The organism is Photorhabdus heterorhabditis (genome assembly GCF_001280945.1).
Classification (GTDB): domain Bacteria; phylum Pseudomonadota; class Gammaproteobacteria; order Enterobacterales; family Enterobacteriaceae; genus Photorhabdus; species Photorhabdus heterorhabditis.
Window position 1 is genome coordinate 119,657 of record NZ_LJCS01000003.1, and the last position, 20,375, is coordinate 140,031.

The window sequence follows — 20,375 nt, forward strand, 5'->3', positions numbered from 1 at the left end:
CTACGTTTGTCTTCTCCGAGTTACCGGGCTAATAAATTAACCCAGTAACACGGAGAGCTGAAAGAGCACCTGCCAAAGAAATCATTTTTACCTACCCCCTCCCTATTAAAGAATTATGGATAAAACTGTTCACCCTGTTCACTTTTGAATAATTTTATTTAAATTCATATTGTTAGAGGGTGATGAGTTGAAATTAAACTCTTCACCCAACCGTTCACCTCCAACCAGAAAAAAGGGGAACAGTGGTGAACACTTTTTATATTTCTTTAAAAAATTATTCTTCTGGCTGGCTATTCCTTGTCAGTTTCGGCATCCATTCGATAACAATATCAAGATTCAGGCTCAGATTGCTGCGAATGCCCTGTTTGCTTTTCTTGCGTAAATATTGCTGGCTGTACTCTGCCAGTGCGCCTGGCATATCCATGCCGAAGCGAGTCACAGAAACAGGCTTATTCAGATTATTGCCTTTCATATAAGCAAGATAGGTATGATAAAGGTACTTATGGGGATTGAACGGCATAATTTCCGCATTGCCAATTAATAGGCCGTCAGCTTCATGGGAAGCAATAAGATAACCGCAAAAATCGACCAGTGGATCTGTGCCGCGTTTGATATCCAGCGCCTCCGCAGATTTCTGTTGCTCTGTCAGTAAACGTCTTGCTGATTGTGGATCAGCAAACCGATGCAGCAGATGCCGGATAATCACAGGCAATTCTACTGCGATTTTATCCCTCAGGAGCGGATCACGCTCATTTTCCGGTACAACTTCAGAAAAATTAAAAATCACGCGACGCCGCGATACTCCACCACTGCGATCACTGAAACTCATAGCATTATTGTTCACTGCCAGCACCACCGCAGGAATGCGGGTTGAATAGGGTTGTTTGTGCTTCGGATCGATAGCAACTTCATCGCCGCCTGTAATCGCCTTGATGCCTGAGCCATCGCCCACATAACGAGTTTGGTCTGGCAAGATGATCAGCGAATAGCCGACAATCAATGCCCGTTCCCGTGGGTTTTCCAGTGCTGCCATACTTGCGGAAACGGTATTGCCTTTACCTGCCAGCATTGAACAGATTTCGGCAAAGATACTTTTGCCACTGCCTCCGGCACCAGTGACTCCCAGAAAAAGTTGCCAGTCATAACGGTTCGCCAGCACCATAAACAGCGCCGCTAGTACTCTATATGCTTTGTTTTCACAGTTGGCTGTTGCCTGATTGAGCCAGCGCCAGAATTGTGGCGCGTGATCTTGCAGGGTTTCCCCCGAAACAGGGGAATTGAATTCAACGTCATTGACAAGCAATAGCCAATCATTTTTACGGTGAGGCCGGAACTGGCAAACTTTCAGATCAAATACCCCGTTACTAAATCCGATTAAGTGGTGTTTGGGTGGCTGCATCATGGGAAGCTGTAATTTCAGGGCATCCACGGCAGAGCTGATACCATGTGGCGAATACGGTAGTTTCTCTTCCATAAAGGCGGCGACCATTTCCCGCCTTAAATCACGGTCACTGACCGGACGCCAGATAATACCGTCATAGTGATGAACCGTTTCCGAAGCACTATCTAGTGCCAGATCACCGTTATAACGTGCCAGCAATACTTCCCCGCGCTGGCTGGCTCCCATCTGGCATAGCGTCAATTTTGCAGACTCGGCATCACTATTAAGCTGAATGGCTGCTTTTTTCTTGATTGATGTCGGTTGATAAAGCCCCTGAGTAAAGGCTTGTTGTGTTATTTCCACGCCGTGTTGCTGGCGATAATCATCCCAGTCAGCTTTTGATTCCGTAGGCGGTAGCGTTACCCATCCGTTAATCGCTTTGGCGGTCTTCTCTGCTGCAACCTTGCTGATATTCTTTTTCAGCCTGCCGTTTTTGTCTTGTTCTTCCGGTTCGTGCCAGTCGTTATCGGCGGCAATGATGATTCTGGAGTTTGGATACTGCGCTCTAACCTGCTCGGCAACAATCAATAGGTTACTTTCATCAATCGCTGCCAGTACCACGCCTTTATGTAGTTGACTGACAGTTAAAGCTGTAGCGTAACCTTCGGTAATAATTATTGTATCTGGCGTTCCGGTAATCTCAGTGATCGGGATAAAACTGCCTTTTTTCTGCGAGCCGGAAACAAGGTGTTTTTCACCGTTCGGTTTGATGATCTGTGCGCCCGTAATTGTGCCGCCCAGCGTTTGAGTCACCAGCAATAACGAACCGTCTTTTAACAACCGCTGATTGGAGCATTGCAGCCCCTTTTTCACCAGATATTGAGATTCACCCGTAACAGCAGTGGCAACCAGTGCCGCAATGCTTTCAGCAATCGGTTTAGCGCTCTTAGTCGGCGTTTTGGCTGGCTTGGATTCTGGCAAAGGTAATGCCAGCGCATCTGCAACAACTTTCGCAGCGTCAAAAATCGTAATCCCTTTTTTCTTTGCCACTAAATCCAGTCCATCGCCATAGTTCGGAGCATTACATTGGCGACAATGCCAATTGCCGTGGTGGTGATCGTCGATAAAGTGGAAACAGTCAGTACCACCACAGACAGGACAAGAGCCATGTTTACCCTTTTCTGGGATATCGATGCCACAAGCAGGCAACAAATTTTCCCAGTGATACATGGCAGATTTTTTCACAGACTGGATCAAATCGAGCGGCTTTTGTTCGTCTGTTTTATCTGAAGATGTAAATTTAGGGTGAGTTCGGGTATGCTGTATATCAGCCAACATCGTTACCTCATATAACGGTTGTTGGTTAGACGCCTCAGATGTGTTACAGCACACTGGGGCGTTGCTTTTTATGTTACTTTTCTTAAAAAATCACGATATCTTTACGCTCTTTTGCCAAATTTTCCGGTCAACACATTTTCGCCTTGTTCCAGTATTTCCATATAATCCGCATATCATTGCAGCATTTCCCGACGACCATCCAGATATTGAACGTGGTTGTAAGTACCTCGAATGCTGTTTTTATCGACGTGAGCAAGTTGTTTCTCAACCCACGCTGTGTTGTAGTCTTGATTGTGCAAGATGGTATTCATGGTGTGTCGGAAGCCGTGGCCTGTCGCTCACCCTGAATATCCCATACGGCAGATCATGGTATTGATTGCCATATCAGCTATATGCTTTCTGTAATCTGTCCGGTTTGGGAAAACATACTGATAACTGCCGCTGATAGGCTGAATTTGCTTCAATAAATCGATAACTTGCTTTGATAATGGCACTATATGAGTACGGCGCATTTTCATTTTTTCGGTAGAGTTTGGCTCATTTGATAGCCAGATCCGTCAGCTTCATAAATCACCAATGTTGTATAGAAAAATTGTAGAGATTTAGGAAGACAGTAGTAGACTTTGGGATATTGAGATTTTGCGCTAAGACTTGATTCAACTGGGTTTGGGAAACTTTAGTAGATGTTGTTAGGAGTGTGATTGGCGGAGGAGGAGAGATTCGAACTCTCGGATGGTTTCCCATCGGCGGTTTTCAAGACCGCTGCCTTAAGCCGCTCGGCCACCCCTCCGCAATGGCGTGCACTATAAACACCACCGAGACCGATGTAAAGCCTCCTCCTGTTCGATTGCCGTAAATTTATTCTTTTCCACTGCTGTTGGCTTATTTTATCCGCATATGTGCATGCCATTCTTGGGCATAAAGGTGATTTTTGCTAGATTACTACTGTCTTTCTTTGATGGTGAAATAATTATGTTGGTATTCGACGGTCGTGAGATCGAAACCGATGCGCAGGGTTATCTGAAAAATAGCAGTGACTGGCAGGAAGCAATAGCTTTACTTCTCGCCGAGCAGGAAGCAATCGCTTTGACTGAACAACACTGGGAAGTCATTCGTTTTGTTAGGGAATTTTATGATGAATTTAATACATCCCCAGCTATCCGTATGCTGGTAAAAGCAATCGCACAAAAGTATGGTGAAGAAAAAGGCAACAGCCGCTATCTTTACCACTTATTTCCCAAAGGTCCGGCAAAGCAGGCAACTAAAATTGCAGGGCTGCCAAAACCGGTAAAATGCATCTGATTAATAACCTAATTCAGTGGTGGACGCTAAAATCTGCAATATCCTCCACTGCACAGGGCTGAGACGAAAAACTATCTATTCGCGCTCCTGGTGGTCCCCCTTGTTCCAACCAGTGGGTTAATTTATTCAGTTGTTCAACATCACCATAAGCTACAATTTTGACACTACCATCATGCAAATTACAGACATAGCCGGTCAGTTTATTAGATTTCGCCCAACGAAAAGTCTGATAGCGAAATCCAACCCCTTGAACCCGACCATAAACATAAATTATTAACCCATATTTAATCATAATTAGTTCCTATCTACCCTGTCACCTTGCGGTATCGCTCACATATGTAGTTAAGCACACTATTCTTGGTTGTGTTTTATATTTACTACAGCTAACCTGAAATAATAGATAGAGCCACACTCGCAATTAAAGCAAAAAATGACTTCAACTACCGGGTATGCTCTTGTAATTCACCTTATTGCCCCTATATCAGTGTCAAAACAAAATCTCTTTGGAGGTGACTATGATTATCGCCAGCAAATTCGGTATCGGCCAACAAGTACGTCACAAGCTTCTGGGGTATTTGGGAGTGATCGTAGACATTGATGTGGAATATTCTCTGGAACAACCTCAAGAGGATGACATTGCATCCAATGCTGCTTTGCGTTCTGCTCCTTGGTATCATGTTGTGATGGAAGATGACGACGGCCAACCCGTACATACTTATTTAGCCGAAGCGCAATTAGCCTACGAAACATCAGATGACCATCCAGAACAACCTTCTCTGGACGAGCTAGCAGAATCCATCCGCAATCAGTTACTGGCTCCACGACTACGCAATTAACTAACCTTTATTGTGTTTTTAAACTACTTGTACCACCTAAGCATCTGTGCCTCTTTTTGCCTATTGCTTTAAATACATTCGACAAGTTGTATCAACGAGCGCGTTGAACCCAGTTCAGCAATGTTCCAATCATAATCATGATCCCTACCAACTTCAGTAATAGATGTTGCCATTGCCACAAAAATATGATGCATATCCATAATGTCTTACGGATTTCCATCTCTAATATTCGTCGTGTTTCACCATCTTCTAAGCTGCCTGTACGGCAGTGAACTTGGGGAGGGGTAGCAGACGGCACGACCGGATTTTCTAAGCTGCCTGTACGGCAGTGAACAGCAATGGATAAATTTAATTATGATGCATATGTTTCTAAGCTGCCTGTACGGCAGTGAACAAAGACAGTGCCGTTTCATTCAGTGTGGGTTTTTTCTAAGCTGCCTGTACGGCAGTGAACAAGACTCTCCATCTATACGGACCATCCTAACTTTTCTAAGCTGCCTGTACGGCAGTGAACGCATTGATTCAATCTTATCAATTACTTGGTACTTTCTAAGCTGCCTGTACGGCAGTGAACCGCTGTAATTCATCAGCAGTCGTCAGCACGGATTTCTAAGCTGCCTGTACGGCAGTGAACAAATTATGCGTGAGAGTGTTATGGCTCATCCGTTTCTAAGCTGCCTGTACGGCAGTGAACCGGCAACCATCCCATTTCCCGCTTGTGCTTGCTTTCTAAGCTGCCTGTACGGCAGTGAACGCATGGGAACAAGGTGCTAATGATTTAGCAATTTTCTAAGCTGCCTGTACGGCAGTGAACCGGTATCCGGTGAAATTTGAACACGATGAAACTTTCTAAGCTGCCTGTACGGCAGTGAACAATTCAAATTGTTTTCGGCAAACCAGTCCGGCTTTCTAAGCTGCCTGTACGGCAGTGAACCGTTGTAAGCGAGTGACAATTTTTTATTTGTCTTTCTAAGCTGCCTGTACGGCAGTGAACAGGTGAAGACGGCTTAGCGATCCAGTCCGGTTTTTCTAAGCTGCCTGTACGGCAGTGAACGTTGATATGGGAACCGCAACACTAATTTTGGGTTTCTAAGCTGCCTGTACGGCAGTGAACAAGTTATGCCAGGTCCTTAGCTTGCCTCAAAATTTCTAAGCTGCCTGTACGGCAGTGAACAAAAACCTCGGTTTGGTGGAGACGGTGGCGTTTTTCTAAGCTGCCTGTACGGCAGTGAACGTTGTTGCTTTTCGTGTTGTTCTGAGTGCATATTTCTAAGCTGCCTGTACGGCAGTGAACAACTCATACGCGATACACCAGCGTTCCAATACTTTCTAAGCTGCCTGTACGGCAGTGAACAAATCGATACTTTGCGTGATGATGTTGCTGTTTTTCTAAGCTGCCTGTACGGCAGTGAACTAAGTGTTTATCTCGCTTCAATATCCGGGGGCTTTCTAAGCTGCCTGTACGGCAGTGAACATCCCCAAGTCAATCAAATCGCGCCGTATCTGTTTCTAAGCTGCCTGTACGGCAGTGAACTTTAATCCCGGCGGCAAATTCAGTCAATTTAATTTCTAAGCTGCCTGTACGGCAGTGAACTTGTTGCATATTAACTCTAATCCATTGACTGTTAAAGAGTATAATCATAAAAAGTGAAAAAACCCTTTTTATAAGAGATACTTTATTTTAATTAAAAATCAATAGGTTATTATTTGGCGATAAAAAAGGGTCAAAATTAGGGTGCAGTAGAAACACCATATCTTATAGCAATATTTGGTAGCTTTTAGCTGTCGCAGAAATAGCTAAATTTTCCTTAATATATTGTAATATAATGTGAAAAATGGAGTTTATACCTGTTATCTTTCAAGTTGCTTCTTTGTTGGCTGCACTCACTCACCCCGGTCACATAGTTATCTATGCTCCCGGGGATTCGCTCCCTTGCCGTCGCGATGCATCTTGAAATCTATTGGGTATATAAGATATCCAGAGACGGATGATTCCGGGACCCTGTAAATATTTGTCAGGAATAAGTCATATATACTTGGAACCTAGTGATGTTTCCCACCCAACCTCTTAAGTTTGGGCAACTTAGACATTAGCGCCAAGCTCCGTTCACTCATTGATGGGAAACTAAACAGTAGCAAACTGGAGAATATTACTTTTCCAGCCCCAATCTTGGGATTTCAATTTTCGGGCAGCGATCCATCACAATATCCATACCTGCTTTTTCTGCCAATTCTTTCGCTTGTTCGTTAATAACACCCAATTGCAACCAGAGCACTTTTGCTTTGATATCTATCGCTTCCTGAACTACACCATAAGCAGCTTCAGCATTACGGAATACATCTACCATATCAATAGGTCGAGCAATATCTGCCAACTGTCCATAAACGTGTTGCCCAAGCAGTGTCTGCCCAGCAAGTTTCGGGCTAACAGGAATAACTTCGTATCCTTGCTCCAATAAATAAGCCATAACTTTATAGCTCGGACGATCAGTTTTTTCACTAGCACCTACCAGTGCGATAGTTTTCACTTGTTTTAATATGTCCACAATTCGTTGATCATTCATCGTATCATTCCTTACAAATTCAGTATTTTTACTTTGTTTATTTATTACAGTGTATATGATAAACATTGTTATCAATTTACTATGATCGAAAATAACGATTATCAAAGGTACCAACATGAAATTGGCAACCCGTACACTAGCAGCCTCTAAAAATATAGCGCTTGTTGCACACGACCACTGCAAAACGTCTCTGCTGGTCTGGTCCAAAAATCATCAGCATTTACTTCAGAAACATAATTTATATGCTACCGGCACAACCGGTAATCTGATCCAGAATGAAACGGGATTGTCAGTCACCAGTATGCTTAGCGGACCAATGGGCGGAGATCAACAAATTGGCTCCCTAATTTCAGAAGGAAAAATTGATGTACTAATATTTTTCTGGGACCCACTTAATGCCGTTCCTCATGATCCTGATGTAAAAGCACTGCTGCGCCTTGCTACAGTATGGAATATCCCAGTAGCAACAAATCTGACAACTGCGGATTTTATTGTTAATTCCCCATTGTTTTCTCAGTCAGTAGATATTCAGGTCCCTGATTATCAACACTATCTGAATGAACGTCTGAAATAAATCTTTATAATATTTATGGTTGAGCAATATGTTCTCTTCAAAAGATACCTTAAGGCTTACGCTGAGCAAGCCCCCCCAACCGTTCTAATTGACGCACAAACACAGATGGATTTTTCTTATCCTGCATCAACCACACCTGCTTCTTCGCCCGTGTTAATGCAACATATAAAAGACGTCGCTCCTCTGCATCAGGAAAATTTTCCAACTGTGGCAATAAAACCCGTTCCACCACCGATTCCCTTTCAAGTGCAGGAAAACCGTCATTCCCCTGATGTAACCCAAGAATAATCACATAATCCGCTTGTTTCCCTTTCGAAGCATGAATAGTCATAAATTCTATTTTAAGCTTAGGCCAGCGGGTCGTTGATTTTTTCAGCAATTCAGGTTTCAAGTGGTGATAGCGGGCTAACAACAAAACCGTTTCCTGCTCTGTGACATAGCAACTCATTTTATTCAGCAAAGGTTCAAGTTGATCTTCTGGCAGGATTACAACTGATTTTTTGTTACCTTTAGTCAAACTATTTAGTGGCTTGTTTAACTGATTTGGGTTTTGTTGTACAAAGGTGTTAGCAATCTCACCAATCCGATCATTAAACCGATAAGAAGTATCCAATACACATTCAGCCCCTTTACCAAAATAATCAGCAAAAGCAGTGGGTAATATCAACTTCACCCCACTGAAACGGTAAATTGCCTGCCAGTCATCCCCTACAGCAAACAAATAACTTTGGCTATTTTGCGCCCGCAATGCGGTAAGCAATTTCGCCTTTAATGGCGAAATATCCTGAAACTCATCGACCAGAATATGCTTCCACGGGCTAATAAATCGTCCTTTCTCCAAAATATGAACTGCCTGATGAATCAACCCTGAGTAATCAACAGCACATTCTGTTTTTAATTCAGATTTCCACGCTTTTAATAAAGGCCCCATCAAGCGAACACATTTTTGAAACAGTTCCAGATACTCTCCCTGAGCCTGTTCTATCATCGCCTTTTGACTACCACCGTGCATACGCATTAATTCCAGCCAACATTCAAGCCTGCCTGACAATCGGCTAACAAGCTGTTCATCACACCAAAATTCACCTTCCGGTATTTCCCATTTCAGCTCCTCTGTCAGCCATTCCCGCCAACCTTTAGCTTGTGCTTTCTTCTCTCTGCATTGTTGCTGCCAGTGTTTAACCAGAAAATCTCTTCTCTTTTGCCCGTCAGTTTCCAATGTGCTAATTTTAAGCACTTTATTACTTCCCTGCTGAATAATATGCAGTGCCAAAGCATAAAATGTTTTCGCTTCGATATCTTTCACACCAAGACGAGTATGAATTCGTTCATTCATCTCATCAACTCCCTGGTTATCAAACGCTAACAGTAATATCTGTTCGGGAATCGCCTGTTGGCGAAGTAATAACCATCCTACCCTCGCCACTAACACAGCTGTTTTTCCGCTACCAGCACCAGCAAGCACCAGCACTGAATTTTCACCATTAACAACAGCTAAGCTCTGAGGAAGGCTTAAAGAAGAGGTTTCTACCCGCTGAAAAAAATCACGATATTGCTCCAGCATACGCTCTGTCCATTGCTGGTTAATCTTTTCAACAGATTTTTCGCCATTCTCAACCCAATGTAGACAAATTTGATAATTTTCTCGGCAATTATCAAATTGTTCCAGACGTTGTAATGGCAGTGGTAAAGCCTGAAATGCGGCCTGAATCCGCTGTTGCAATTGGGACAAATCAGCTTTTTTAAACCAGCGATCCAGCTGACCAATTTTATTAACTTCATTAACCTGATCTGCCAGTACATTAGCACTAACAACACTCATTTCCTGGCTCCATTTTTGCCATTCACCGAGTAGATAATGATAAAAACGCTGTGTTTGCTGCCATTCAGTGCCATGAAGGCGAACCGCTTGTCCATCAAGCAATTCAAATTCCAGCTCACCCCAGACAATACCCCGTTTGCACTGAATATCAATTAACTGATTAAATGGGATAAGGTATTGATGCTTTTCTCCACTGACTTCAATACCTGCATTCAGCAATCGCACCCGGTTATAGGGATGCTGAGCAAGACGCCGGCCAATTTGTGTTGCTTTAAGTTCCATGATCGTAACGCTATACCTGAAAAATAGTTGAACTATGCCTTATAAGGGTTTTTTATCACTAATAAACCTTATATCCTAATGGTCATTTATGGCCGTTATCATTACCTCAGAGGTATTTTGTGCTAACTGTTTTCTCCGGTCTGCGCCGTTTTCTTTATAACAGTCATCTTCTTTATTATACCCGTATCCTAATAGCCCTAACTGGAACAACGCTAGTACCTTGGTTTCTAGATAAAGAACCTAAGATAACCATACCACTGACTTTAGGTGTTGTTGCCGCAGCACTGGCCGACCTCGATGATCGTCTGATTGGCCGTTTACGCAATCTAATGATCACGCTAATTTCTTTCTTTATCGCGTCAATCTCTATCGAATTGCTATTTCCTTACCCTTGGCTTTTCACCGTCGGACTGGCGTTATCTACTTGTAGTTTTATCTTACTGGGTGCGCTCGGGCAACGCTACGCAACCATTGCATTTGGTGCGTTACTGATTGCCATTTATACCATGTTGGGTACATCTATTTTTCCACTATGGTATCAACAACCACTATTACTCCTGACAGGAGCAATCTGGTATCACCTACTAACACTCGCCGACTACTTACTGTTTCCTATTCGCCCGTTACAAGACAACCTAGCGCGTTGTTATCAGCAACTTTCAGCTTATCTTAATGCCAAAGCCAACTTGTTTGATCCCGATATAGAAGAGGGATACCAGCAATCTGTCGTTAACGTAGCAATGGCAAACAGTACTTTGGTAAATACGCTAAATCAAACCAAAGCCTCTTTATTAACCCGTCTGAAGGGAGAGCGTAGTCAACGTGGAACTCGTCACACGCTACATTATTATTTTGTCGCACAGGACATTCATGAACGAGCGAGTTCAGCTCATGTAAGGTACCAGAGCCTACGGAATGCTTTCCGTTACAGTGATGTCCTGTTCCGGTTTCAACGTCTTCTTTCCATGCAAGCCCGTGCATGTGAACACGTTGCTCAGTCAATTCTTTGGCACAGGCAATATCAGCACAATCCACGTGTTGAACGTGCTTTCAACTATCTGGAAAGTTCGCTGCAACAATTGGGGGAACAACAAAAACATAGCCTCAAGATCACCGCGTTATACAATCTACTGAAAAACTTGCGTGCGATCGATGCACAACTAGCCGGTATTAGATCCGGGCAGGACAATCTGACTAAAGAAAGAAAAGATGAAACTCAACTATCTGATGAACCACTAACTGGTGTGCGCGATATCTGTCTAAGGATCAGCCGTCACCTGACTCCACAATCAGCCCTATTCCGTCATGCAATCCGTATGTCTGTTTTACTGTGCAGTAGCTACGCTATGATTCAGTTGCTGGATTTACAACGTGGATATTGGATTTTACTAACCAGTTTGTTCGTTTGCCAACCTAATTACAGCGCTACCCGCCGCCGTTTGGCTCTGAGAATAATAGGAACTGTTGCCGGGGTATTAATCGGCTTACCAATCCTCTACTTCGTACCATCTATTGAAGGGCAATTGGTACTGATGATCATCTCTGGTGTACTGTTCTTTGCCTTTCGTAATATCCAGTATGCACACGCAACCTTATTTATCACGCTGCTGGTATTATTGTGTTTTAATTTGTTAGGTGAAGGTTTTGACGTCGCATTACCAAGAATTTTTGATACATTTATTGGTTGTGGTATCGCCTGGTTAGCAGTGAGTTTCATCTGGCCAGACTGGAAATTCCGCCAATTATCACAAGTAATCAGCCGGACAATGAGTACTAATTGCCGCTATCTTGATGCCATTTTAGTCCAATATAATCAGGGAAAAGACAATGGATTGAGCTATCGAATTGCCCGCCGTGATGCCCACAATAGTGATGCAGAACTAGCATCAGTTATTTCAAACATGTCTGCCGAGCCGAAAAGTTATCAAACCTCCCAAGAAGAAGCATTCCGACTACTGTGCCTAAATCACACAATGTTGAGTTATATCTCCACGCTGGGAGCGCACCGGGATAAATTGGATAACAAAGTTATTCTAGATATTCTTAACGACGTTATTTGTTATGTTGATACAGCATTAAAACTAGCATCAATAGATGATGAAAGAATTAAACAAATACCTGTCAATATAGTGAAAAAAATTGAACAAGCCTTGGTAGAAGGAAACAGTAAAGAGCAATTAGTATTGCAACAAACAAGTTTATTAATAGAGTTGCTACCTGAAATTGTTAACCATATTAAACAAATTAACCAGTTAGAACCCCATTAATATACTGGGGCAGTTAGCTGCCCCGTTCATTTAACTGTTCACGATAAAAATCTAACAGGACAACTCCTTGTGCCAGCGTAATAAGTCATTACGAATTTGTACCGGTAAAACGGCTGAATGACATCCTTCAATTGCACCAGCCAGAGCAAGTAACAAACTAACATTAAATTTTCTTTTATATTGATGCAGTTTTAAATAACTGGCTTTCGCACCTAACAACCGTAAATCTTCAACTTTACATATTCCTACTTTCCATAACTGACGCTCAAGAGACATTCCAAGATTAGGTAAATCCTTTAAGCGCGCTGGTATTTTCTTTTTACCCACCACTTCAATCAATGAGTAGTGATAGGCTAAATGTGTATATTGAGACAACAATGCTTGATCTTGCCAAAGTGATTCACCAACCTGGTAATAACGCAAAGTTACAGGTATTCCTCTTTTCGAATAAATATAGTTTTTCATTCCTCTGGCTTTGAACAATACTTCAGCATGACTATTTCCCCGTAAATATAATTCTCCATCAGCAATAATAGCGAACATAACCCCGTCAGCCAGCAGGCTGTAGCCGCCAAACTGCGGTTTCCTTGTCAATCTTCCAAACGAAGAAAAACCATTTTTGAGTTGAGTAAAACGTACCTCAGACAAAAACATACAGATCGCTCCATGAGTTTAGTGCAAATAAGTCTCTTATCCATAGATTTGTCCCAGCTATCAGTAAAATAGATAAGAGGAACAAGTAATTAAAAACATACGCAATCCAATTTTTTCTGCCAATGATTAAATGAACTTAAAGCGATTTATAATCAATATTTGCGAAGCCCTTTGAAAAAATAGACTTGATCTTAGACTAACATAAAGATACTGTATGTTCATACAGCATCTTGTGGCGAGGTTCATTATGGGCATTCAATCATCTTGGGTTTACTCTTCTAAACATCTGTCAACAGAAAGGCAGCCATCACGCTCTTCCCCTACACAAGATAATTCAGTGGGAGGTGGTGGTATAGTGAGTGAATTGATTTATAGTGATAACCAATCTGTCATTAACCATATATTGCTACCTCTATTACGTGAATCAGGGAATGAGTCTCGCTGGCTGCTATGGGTGAGTCCACACAAGAAACTAAGCCGCCAATGGTTAATTAACTCTGGATTACCTTTAGATAAAATTGTTCAATTAAATCACATCAACTCCATTACAACTGTAGATGCAATGGAAAGAGCACTAGCGAGTGGTAATTACAGCGTAGTACTTGGCTGGTTACCTAAGTTATCAGAAAGAGATACGGTAAAATTGCAGTCTGCGGCGCGAAAAGGTAACGCATTGGGCTTTATTATGCGCCCACAAAATGTGAATAAAGGAACCAACTGTACTGAACTACAATCAAATTTACTAAAAATTCATTCCATTTACTATCATTGACCAAAACCAAGAATTATCTCAATATCCATAGCACAAAATAACCAATTTTGACCAAAAAACACTGATCACAATTAAAATCAATTAATTAATATAGGATTAGTTGTAAAGAATAGTAAAGTTTTTTTTAAATTATACATTACCTTTTAATTTTTTTGCGCTATTAATCAATACCCACTTGTAACTTTTTAACTTCGTTGTAGACTTTACACCATTAAAGATTACTGTGCTTAGTACCCTTGTATTGTTTGGTTAACTGGTTTGACGAAAGTGCAGTATTCTTAAACTGAGTTTTTTAATCAATATGGCTAATAGCCTATCTCAGTAGATGTAAGTAATAAGTAATTAATGCGTGCCGTTTTTGTGAATGTATGGATAAATAGTGAACATGTACAGCACGCAGAATATCAGGGCGTACATGCAGTACGAGAAGTTGAAGTTCGAGTACTACTCAAGTTCGTTCCTGAATAATTACAAAGAATGGCAAATGTATACCCAATAGATTTCAAGATGTATCGCGACGGCAAGGGAACAAATCCCCGGGAGCATAGATAACTATGTCATAGATAACTCTGTGACCGGGATGAGTGAGTGCAGCCAACAAAGAGGCAACTTGAAAGATAACAGGTATAAATAGCCAATTGGGATAGGCAGTAAGTAAAAAGGCTCCCAAAGCCAATTGCCTATTGGGTGATGATAATAACGAGGCGTTAAAATGAAAAAGACAGCTATCGCGGTAGCAGTGGCAGTGGCCGCTTTCACAACTGCAGCGCAAGCAGCTCCAAAAGACAACACTTGGTATACTGGTGGTAAATTGGGCTGGTCTCAATACCATGACGTAAACTTCTACGGTAACGATTATACCAATGCAATCGGTAATGGCCCTACGCACAAAAACCAGCTAGGCGCAGGTGCTTATTTGGGCTATCAAACCAATCCATATCTCGGCTTCGAAATAGGTTATGATTGGTTAGGCCGCATGCCTTACAAAGGTAGCGTAAACAATGGTGCCTTCAAAGCTCATGGTTTCCAACTAGCGACTAAACTAAGTTATCCAATTATGGATGATCTGGATGTCTATACTCGTTTGGGTGGTATGGTTTGGCGTGCAGATTCCAAAGCAACCTACGGCGCTACCAACACTCATCTGAAAAACCATGATACCGGTGTTTCTCCATTGGTAGCAATTGGTGTTGAGTATGCTCTGACCAAAAACTGGGCTACTCGCCTGGACTACCAGTGGGTTAACAATATCGGTGATGCAGGTACAGTAGGTGCACGTCCTGACAACGGCTTGTTGAGCGTAGGTGTTTCTTACCGCTTCGGCCAAGATGAAGCAGCTGCTCCAATTATTGCTCCAGCTCCGGTTGTTGCTCCAACCCCTGCTCCAGCTCCGGTTGTTGAAAACAAACGTTTTACTCTGCGCTCTGACGTTCTGTTCGAATTCGCCAGCTCTGAGCTGAAAGCGGAAGGCAAACAGACTCTGAACCAGCTATATACTGAATTAGCGAACATCGACCCAACTCAGGGTAAGGTGCTAGTTCTTGGCTATACTGACCGTATTGGTAAAGACGCATACAACCAGAAACTATCGCAAGAACGTGCTCAGAGCGTAGTTAACTATCTGGTAACTCAAGGCATCCCTGCGGGCAGTATCAGTGCAGAAGGCCACGGTAAAGCAAATCCAGTAACGGGTTCTACTTGTGATAAAATTCGCAAACCTAACTTAATCAGTTGCTTGGCTCCAGATCGTCGCGTAGAGATCGAAATCCAAGGCACTAAAGAAGTTGTTACTCAAGCACAAGCTGCTCAGTAACAGTCTTTATTGATTACTAATGTAATCAAAAGATAGGGAAACCCCGTTGAAAATGGGGTTTTCTTTTCCATCCATTGAAATCTTATATCAACTTATATTACGAGTTTTATTGTGATACCAATCCACAATAGCTGAGATTACTCACTCTTACCCAAAATAGCCTCTAAATCGTGCTTCAGACTAGACATCTGATTTTCATATTTTTCCTTACGTTCAGCATCTTCTATGAGTTGTATGATAGTTTCGGACAGTGTATTACCCCGCCGTTGAGAAAGTGCAGATAAGCGATGCCATACAGGAAAATCTAAATCGATAGATTTCTTGCGAGTATGCTGATGTTCTGCATTAAAATGCCGTTTACGCCGAGCGCGGATTGTTTGTTTCATACGGTTGAATAAATCAGGATTCATATGCTGTTCAATCCATGTAAGTACCTTTACCGGTTCACTCTCAAGCTTGATTAGCATATCAACTGCTTCACAAACTGCGCTGTTTTCAATATATTTGGTAATTAGCTCACCTTCCTGATGTTTCTTTATCAGATAAGCCCATTTCCAGCCACATTCCAGATTTTCCAATTGTTGATATTTCATCTTATTTCTCAGTGACGGCGTAACTTAAAAATAAGCATAGCAACTATTCTAGTAAATTGCTTATGGCTAAATTGATCATTGCCTGTTTTTTGTTCACAATGATGCTTTACATAAAACGCCTGTAATAGCAAACATTCAAACATGTTGGTTTATACCTGTTATCTTTCAAGTTGCCTCTTTGTTGGCTGCACTCACTCACCCCGGTCACTGAGTTATCTATGACATAGTTATCTATGACATAGCTATCTATGCTCCCGGGAATTCGCTCCCTTGCCGTCTCGATGCATATTGAAATCTATTGGGTATATATCTTAATCTTGTATAATCGGCGCTTTCCTACTTTACAATATATAGCGATCACTTTGACCAATAACAAACTAGACTGGCAGGCATTACTGCCGGATAACACTCCCTATAATGCGTTTTTTCATTCTGCGTCCCAACAGGCTCCTGCCAGTATGGAAGTCGTTCAGTCACGGCTGCATAGTGGCTTGAAGCTTTTCTGCCGGATGAATTCCCGCCAGCCTTTTATGCTGTTGAAAGCTGAGGAATGTGATACTTATTTGTCAGAATTAGCTGGATCTATCCATCTATTACTCCCCAAAGAAATTCCCCAAATTGGCGGCGACTATCAGATAGAACAACAAAAAATTAGCTGGCAATCATCAACAGAAGGCCATTTCACACCTAAATTGCGAGTAGCCTATCGTGAATGGATAGAGGCAGAACAATTATTTGGCTGCGTCCACTCTCACCATGGAGAAATCCATCTACAACCCGGTTTAGTTCATCAAGTAAATGGTGGCGTACTTATCCTTCCGTTACGCACCTTGTTGACCCAACCATTAATGTGGGTTCGCCTGAAACAGATGATTATTCAGCAACACTTTGAATGGTTATCTCAGGATAATAACAAATCCTTACCATTACCCATCCCCTCCATTCCACTAAATCTACGTTTGATTTTGGTTGGAGATCGCCTCAGCCTTGAAGAGTTTCAGGTTACAGAGCCTGAATTAGCAAAAAGCGCTCTGTATGGTGAATTTGAGCTGGATATGCCATTGCATAATGAACAGGATCTAAGCCTGTGGTGCAGCTATATCAATGGGCTTATTCAACAGTGGCAATTGCCACCACTGAGTCATGATGCCTGGCCTGAGTTTATCCAACAAGCAACCCGTTATGCAGAAGATAAACACCGCCTGCCTTTGGATATTCTCTGGCTACAACAACAACTGACAGCTGCGGCACTCTATCAGCAAAAAAACCAAATTACAGCTCAATCGATCAAACAAGCGGTGGAAAATCGCCTCTGGCGTCATAACTATTTGTCTGAACGTAGCTTAGATGAGATTCAGCAAGGTCAAATTCTGATCCGTACTCAGGGAATGGTCATTGGTCAGATTAACGGATTATCCGTGCTGGAGTATCCTGGTCACCCTGATCCAATAGGAGAACCATCTCGTATCACTTGTGTGGCCCATGTGGGAGATGGAGAATTTATTGATGTCGAACGCAAAGTAGAATTAGGCGGCAATATCCATGCGAAAGGCATGATGATTATGCAAGCCTTCCTAATTTCCGAATTAAAGCTTGATCAACCTCAACCCTTCTCCGCGTCTATTGTATTTGAACAATCCTATAGCGAAGTTGACGGTGACAGTGCTTCACTTGCTGAATTATGTGCACTGATAAGTGCTCTTTCCCAGCAACCCATCGATCAACAACTGGCCGTCACCGGTGCGGTGGATCAATTTGGTTATGTTCAGCCAATTGGTGGTATTAACGAAAAAATCGAAGGTTTCTTTGAAGTATGCCACCGCAGTGGGCTAACTGGTCATCAAGGTGTCATTCTGCCAGCGGCGAATGTCCGCCACTTATGTCTTAACCAAGCAGTCGTAGACGCAGTAAAAGCGCAAAAATTTCACGTGTGGTCAGTAAAACATGTTTCTGAAGCGCTGCCTTTACTGACAGGTATCCCTTATTATGATCAACAAGAAACACACTTGTTAGCTATGATACAGGAGCGTATAACACAAGCGAATAATCAGGAACGGCCTAAATCCCCGTGGTTTCTTCGCTGGCTGGATTAATCCAAAATGTCTGATCGGAGTTGTCCAGCGTACAAGTGTACTCTATTATTTACCTTACATTAAATATAAGGCTATCTAAGAATATGATTGATCAACGTAAATCCTACACAAAAGAAGATCTTATCGCATCTGGGCTAAGTGAGTTATTCGGAGAAAATGGGCCACCATTACCATCTGGCAATATGTTAATGATGGATCGCATCATTGAAATGACAGAAAACGGTGGAACCTACGGTAAAGGGTATGTGGAAGCTGAACTAGACATTAACCCTGATTTATGGTTTTTCGACTGCCATTTTATTAACGACCCGGTGATGCCAGGCTGTCTTGGTCTTGATGCCATGTGGCAATTAGTTGGATTCTTCCTTGGATGGTTAGGTGGCGAAGGCAAAGGCCGTGCGCTTGGTGTTGGTGAAGTTAAATTCACCGGTCAGGTATTACCAACAGCTAAAAAAGTTACTTACCGTATCAATTTTAAACGTGTTATTAACCGCAAATTAATTATGGGTATGGCCGATGGTGAAGTGTTGGTAGATGGCAAAGTTATCTATACCGCAACAGATCTAAAAGTAGGCTTGTTTAAAGATACCAGTACTTTCTGACACATAATCAGTGATATCAAAAAGAAAGGTGACTAGCTAATTGCTTTTCACCTACTTCAGTAAAACAGTAAAAGCTCGACGTCACGTGACACAGTAATCTTGAAAAAATACTTGGTGTTATTTTTGCTCACTCAAAGGCAATTCCGGCTATATTTCAGAGCATGAAACTCTGAGATCCACATAGAACAAAAAAATCAAATCAAGCCCACCTCGGCTAGAAATAACACAAAACCACACCTGAGCAGCCTGCAATAGTAAGCACTTGGTTTATCGCTGGCTAATTAGCATGCAATTGACAAATTGTGCTATGCTCAAATTGACTTGGCATATCAGATAAGCTCACAAGAGCATACTGATAACAGGTATAAATATTAATAAAATTTACGATTTATAATTATTATTAACAAACACAACCAAGGGTAATTTATATGAACATCAGAAAAATAGCGCTTATAATCGTAGCGTTGACTCTTACACCAACTGCTATCGCAAAACTAGATAGGGTTGACGGTACCGTCGAAATGCTAAAAGCACCTAATACTAATGGAGATTGCTATGGAAAAATAGCGACACCTACTCACTCACAAGGATTTAGGTGGGTATGTACTATTAATGGTGGGTCGACGTTATTATCATTGCTTCAAACCGCCTATACAAGTCATGAAGTTGTAACCATATCAATCGCTGGGATTGAGGAATATAGCCGCCTCTTTTGGGTTGAATTACATCATGAATGTTTATCAAACCCAGCTTACTGCCATTACTGAATTACGTCACCCCTCGTAAATAGATTACTTAATGGCCGCCATAGAATATGGTTAAATAGGATGTATCACTGGCGGCCATTGATTCACATCTTATCGAATTCGCAAATAAAATCTCATAAGGCACACAATAACATTAAAAAATCTGAACCCTGACATTGCTCATGCTTACTGGTTTATTACACAGTGCAATCAAGACCTTCAATACACGATGCTTTAATAAATAGATATTGGCAAACCCATTAGCGCCGGGAAAAATTTATTTTATGCGATATGGGCATTTTTATTTTAGTCACAGCCAAAGAGAAATCTAAGCAGAAAGAATATCAATAAGATTTAATCTGACAGATATCTGTATTATGTATAAACAATCAGTCACTGTCAGATCAAATTTAGGCTAGTATAACATTGATAAAAAGAAGAGGTTTTGCTTACTTAACTGTGGCCTCAGTTTGCCAGACTAAGCCATTGTCGCTCTATCTTCCATCGCCTGTCGCCATCCTCCTAACCAATGAGAACGGGCATCTAATGAATAATAGGGGCAATGCTCCCTTGGACGTCCTAAAATGCCTGCATGATACCCTTTCGATAACGCACGTGCTAAACGATCCCGTTTCTGTCTCTTCATGCTTTACTTACCTCATAAGCTATATCAGTAGAAAGAAAACAGTGGTTGTCCTTCATCCAACCACAATTTAGAAATACCCCTATAAGTTTT

General features: G+C 42.0%; 17 protein-coding genes, 1 tRNA gene, 2 pseudogenes and 1 CRISPR repeat array. Of the genes and pseudogenes, 10 read left to right on the plus strand and 10 right to left on the minus strand.

Going from position 1 to position 20,375, the window contains the following annotated elements:
• Nucleotides 1-274: 274 nt before the first annotated feature.
• The 3 genes and pseudogenes from AM629_RS02270 to AM629_RS02280 all read right to left on the minus strand — a co-directional run bounded on the left by AM629_RS02270 (nt 275) and on the right by AM629_RS02280 (nt 3,509).
• On the minus strand, nt 275-2,611 hold the full coding sequence (locus AM629_RS02270; protein WP_054475850.1) for a toprim domain-containing protein: 2,337 nt from the start codon (nt 2,609-2,611) through the stop codon (nt 275-277).
• Between the two features lie 209 nt (nt 2,612-2,820).
• Nucleotides 2,821-3,243: pseudogene (locus AM629_RS02275) on the minus strand (tyrosine-type recombinase/integrase); the annotation flags it as partial.
• 178 nt (nt 3,244-3,421) lie between these two features.
• Nucleotides 3,422-3,509: transfer RNA gene (locus AM629_RS02280), tRNA-Ser, on the minus strand.
• A 182-nt stretch (nt 3,510-3,691) separates the two neighbouring features.
• On the opposite strand from AM629_RS02280, the gene tusE reads away from it, so the two are divergent.
• Nucleotides 3,692-4,021, plus strand: coding sequence for a sulfurtransferase TusE (gene tusE / locus AM629_RS02285; RefSeq protein WP_054475764.1), 330 nt, complete (start codon nt 3,692-3,694; stop codon nt 4,019-4,021).
• Between the two features lie 13 nt (nt 4,022-4,034).
• On the opposite strand, the gene yccX is transcribed toward tusE, so the two are convergent.
• The gene (gene yccX / locus AM629_RS02290; RefSeq protein WP_054475766.1) at nt 4,035-4,313 is read right to left on the minus strand and encodes an acylphosphatase; all 279 of its coding nucleotides are present in this window, start codon (nt 4,311-4,313) and stop codon (nt 4,035-4,037) included.
• Between the two features lie 226 nt (nt 4,314-4,539).
• On the opposite strand from yccX, the gene hspQ reads away from it, so the two are divergent.
• Nucleotides 4,540-4,857, plus strand: a complete 318-nt coding sequence (gene hspQ / locus AM629_RS02295) for a heat shock protein HspQ (RefSeq protein WP_083451855.1) — start codon at nt 4,540-4,542, stop codon at nt 4,855-4,857.
• Nucleotides 4,858-4,940: 83 nt separating this feature from the next.
• Here the strand turns inward: hspQ and AM629_RS24945 are convergent.
• A pseudogene (locus tag AM629_RS24945) lies at nt 4,941-5,048 on the minus strand (hypothetical protein); the annotation flags it as partial.
• Between the two features lie 55 nt (nt 5,049-5,103).
• Nucleotides 5,104-6,451: a CRISPR direct-repeat array (repeat unit 28 nt; unit sequence TTTCTAAGCTGCCTGTACGGCAGTGAAC).
• Nucleotides 6,452-7,007: 556 nt separating this feature from the next.
• Nucleotides 7,008-7,421, minus strand: a complete 414-nt coding sequence (locus AM629_RS02300) for a CoA-binding protein (RefSeq protein WP_054475770.1) — start codon at nt 7,419-7,421, stop codon at nt 7,008-7,010.
• A 115-nt stretch (nt 7,422-7,536) separates the two neighbouring features.
• Here AM629_RS02300 and mgsA point away from each other — a divergent pair, with 115 nt between their 5' ends.
• The gene (mgsA, locus tag AM629_RS02305; RefSeq protein ID WP_054475773.1) at nt 7,537-7,995 is read left to right on the plus strand and encodes a methylglyoxal synthase; all 459 of its coding nucleotides are present in this window, start codon (nt 7,537-7,539) and stop codon (nt 7,993-7,995) included.
• A 49-nt stretch (nt 7,996-8,044) separates the two neighbouring features.
• Here mgsA and helD read toward each other — a convergent pair whose 3' ends face one another.
• A complete protein-coding gene (gene helD / locus AM629_RS02310) occupies nt 8,045-10,099 on the minus strand; it encodes a DNA helicase IV (RefSeq protein WP_054475775.1) in 2,055 nt (684 codons plus the stop codon).
• Between the two features lie 119 nt (nt 10,100-10,218).
• Between helD and yccS the strand changes: the two genes are divergently transcribed.
• On the plus strand, nt 10,219-12,366 hold the full coding sequence (yccS, locus tag AM629_RS02315) for a YccS family putative transporter (protein ID WP_054475777.1): 2,148 nt from the start codon (nt 10,219-10,221) through the stop codon (nt 12,364-12,366).
• A 51-nt stretch (nt 12,367-12,417) separates the two neighbouring features.
• Here yccS and AM629_RS02320 read toward each other — a convergent pair whose 3' ends face one another.
• The gene (locus AM629_RS02320; RefSeq protein ID WP_054475779.1) at nt 12,418-13,020 is read right to left on the minus strand and encodes a TfoX/Sxy family DNA transformation protein; all 603 of its coding nucleotides are present in this window, start codon (nt 13,018-13,020) and stop codon (nt 12,418-12,420) included.
• Nucleotides 13,021-13,267: 247 nt separating this feature from the next.
• Between AM629_RS02320 and sulA the strand changes: the two genes are divergently transcribed.
• From sulA to ompA, 3 genes are all read left to right on the plus strand, one after another.
• On the plus strand, nt 13,268-13,792 hold the full coding sequence (gene sulA / locus AM629_RS02325) for an SOS-induced cell division inhibitor SulA (protein WP_054475780.1): 525 nt from the start codon (nt 13,268-13,270) through the stop codon (nt 13,790-13,792).
• 345 nt (nt 13,793-14,137) lie between these two features.
• A complete protein-coding gene (locus AM629_RS24950) occupies nt 14,138-14,260 on the plus strand; it encodes a hypothetical protein (RefSeq protein ID WP_262499990.1) in 123 nt (40 codons plus the stop codon).
• A gap of 244 nt (nt 14,261-14,504) precedes the next feature.
• Nucleotides 14,505-15,605 (plus strand): porin OmpA, encoded by a 1,101-nt coding sequence (gene ompA / locus AM629_RS02330; protein ID WP_054475782.1) that lies wholly within the window; start codon nt 14,505-14,507, stop codon nt 15,603-15,605.
• Nucleotides 15,606-15,742: 137 nt separating this feature from the next.
• On the opposite strand, the gene matP is transcribed toward ompA, so the two are convergent.
• Complete coding sequence (matP, locus tag AM629_RS02335; protein ID WP_054475784.1) at nt 15,743-16,198, minus strand: macrodomain Ter protein MatP; 456 nt, start codon at nt 16,196-16,198, stop codon at nt 15,743-15,745.
• Nucleotides 16,199-16,560: 362 nt separating this feature from the next.
• Between matP and AM629_RS02340 the strand changes: the two genes are divergently transcribed.
• From AM629_RS02340 to AM629_RS02350, 3 genes are all read left to right on the plus strand, one after another.
• The gene (locus AM629_RS02340; RefSeq protein ID WP_054475852.1) at nt 16,561-18,291 is read left to right on the plus strand and encodes an AAA family ATPase; all 1,731 of its coding nucleotides are present in this window, start codon (nt 16,561-16,563) and stop codon (nt 18,289-18,291) included.
• Between the two features lie 83 nt (nt 18,292-18,374).
• A complete protein-coding gene (gene fabA / locus AM629_RS02345) occupies nt 18,375-18,893 on the plus strand; it encodes a bifunctional 3-hydroxydecanoyl-ACP dehydratase/trans-2-decenoyl-ACP isomerase (protein WP_054475787.1) in 519 nt (172 codons plus the stop codon).
• A gap of 428 nt (nt 18,894-19,321) precedes the next feature.
• Nucleotides 19,322-19,660, plus strand: a complete 339-nt coding sequence (locus tag AM629_RS02350) for a hypothetical protein (RefSeq protein WP_054475788.1) — start codon at nt 19,322-19,324, stop codon at nt 19,658-19,660.
• 457 nt (nt 19,661-20,117) lie between these two features.
• On the opposite strand, the gene rmf is transcribed toward AM629_RS02350, so the two are convergent.
• The gene (rmf, locus tag AM629_RS21740; protein ID WP_071881064.1) at nt 20,118-20,285 is read right to left on the minus strand and encodes a ribosome modulation factor; all 168 of its coding nucleotides are present in this window, start codon (nt 20,283-20,285) and stop codon (nt 20,118-20,120) included.
• Nucleotides 20,286-20,375: the final 90 nt, after the last annotated feature.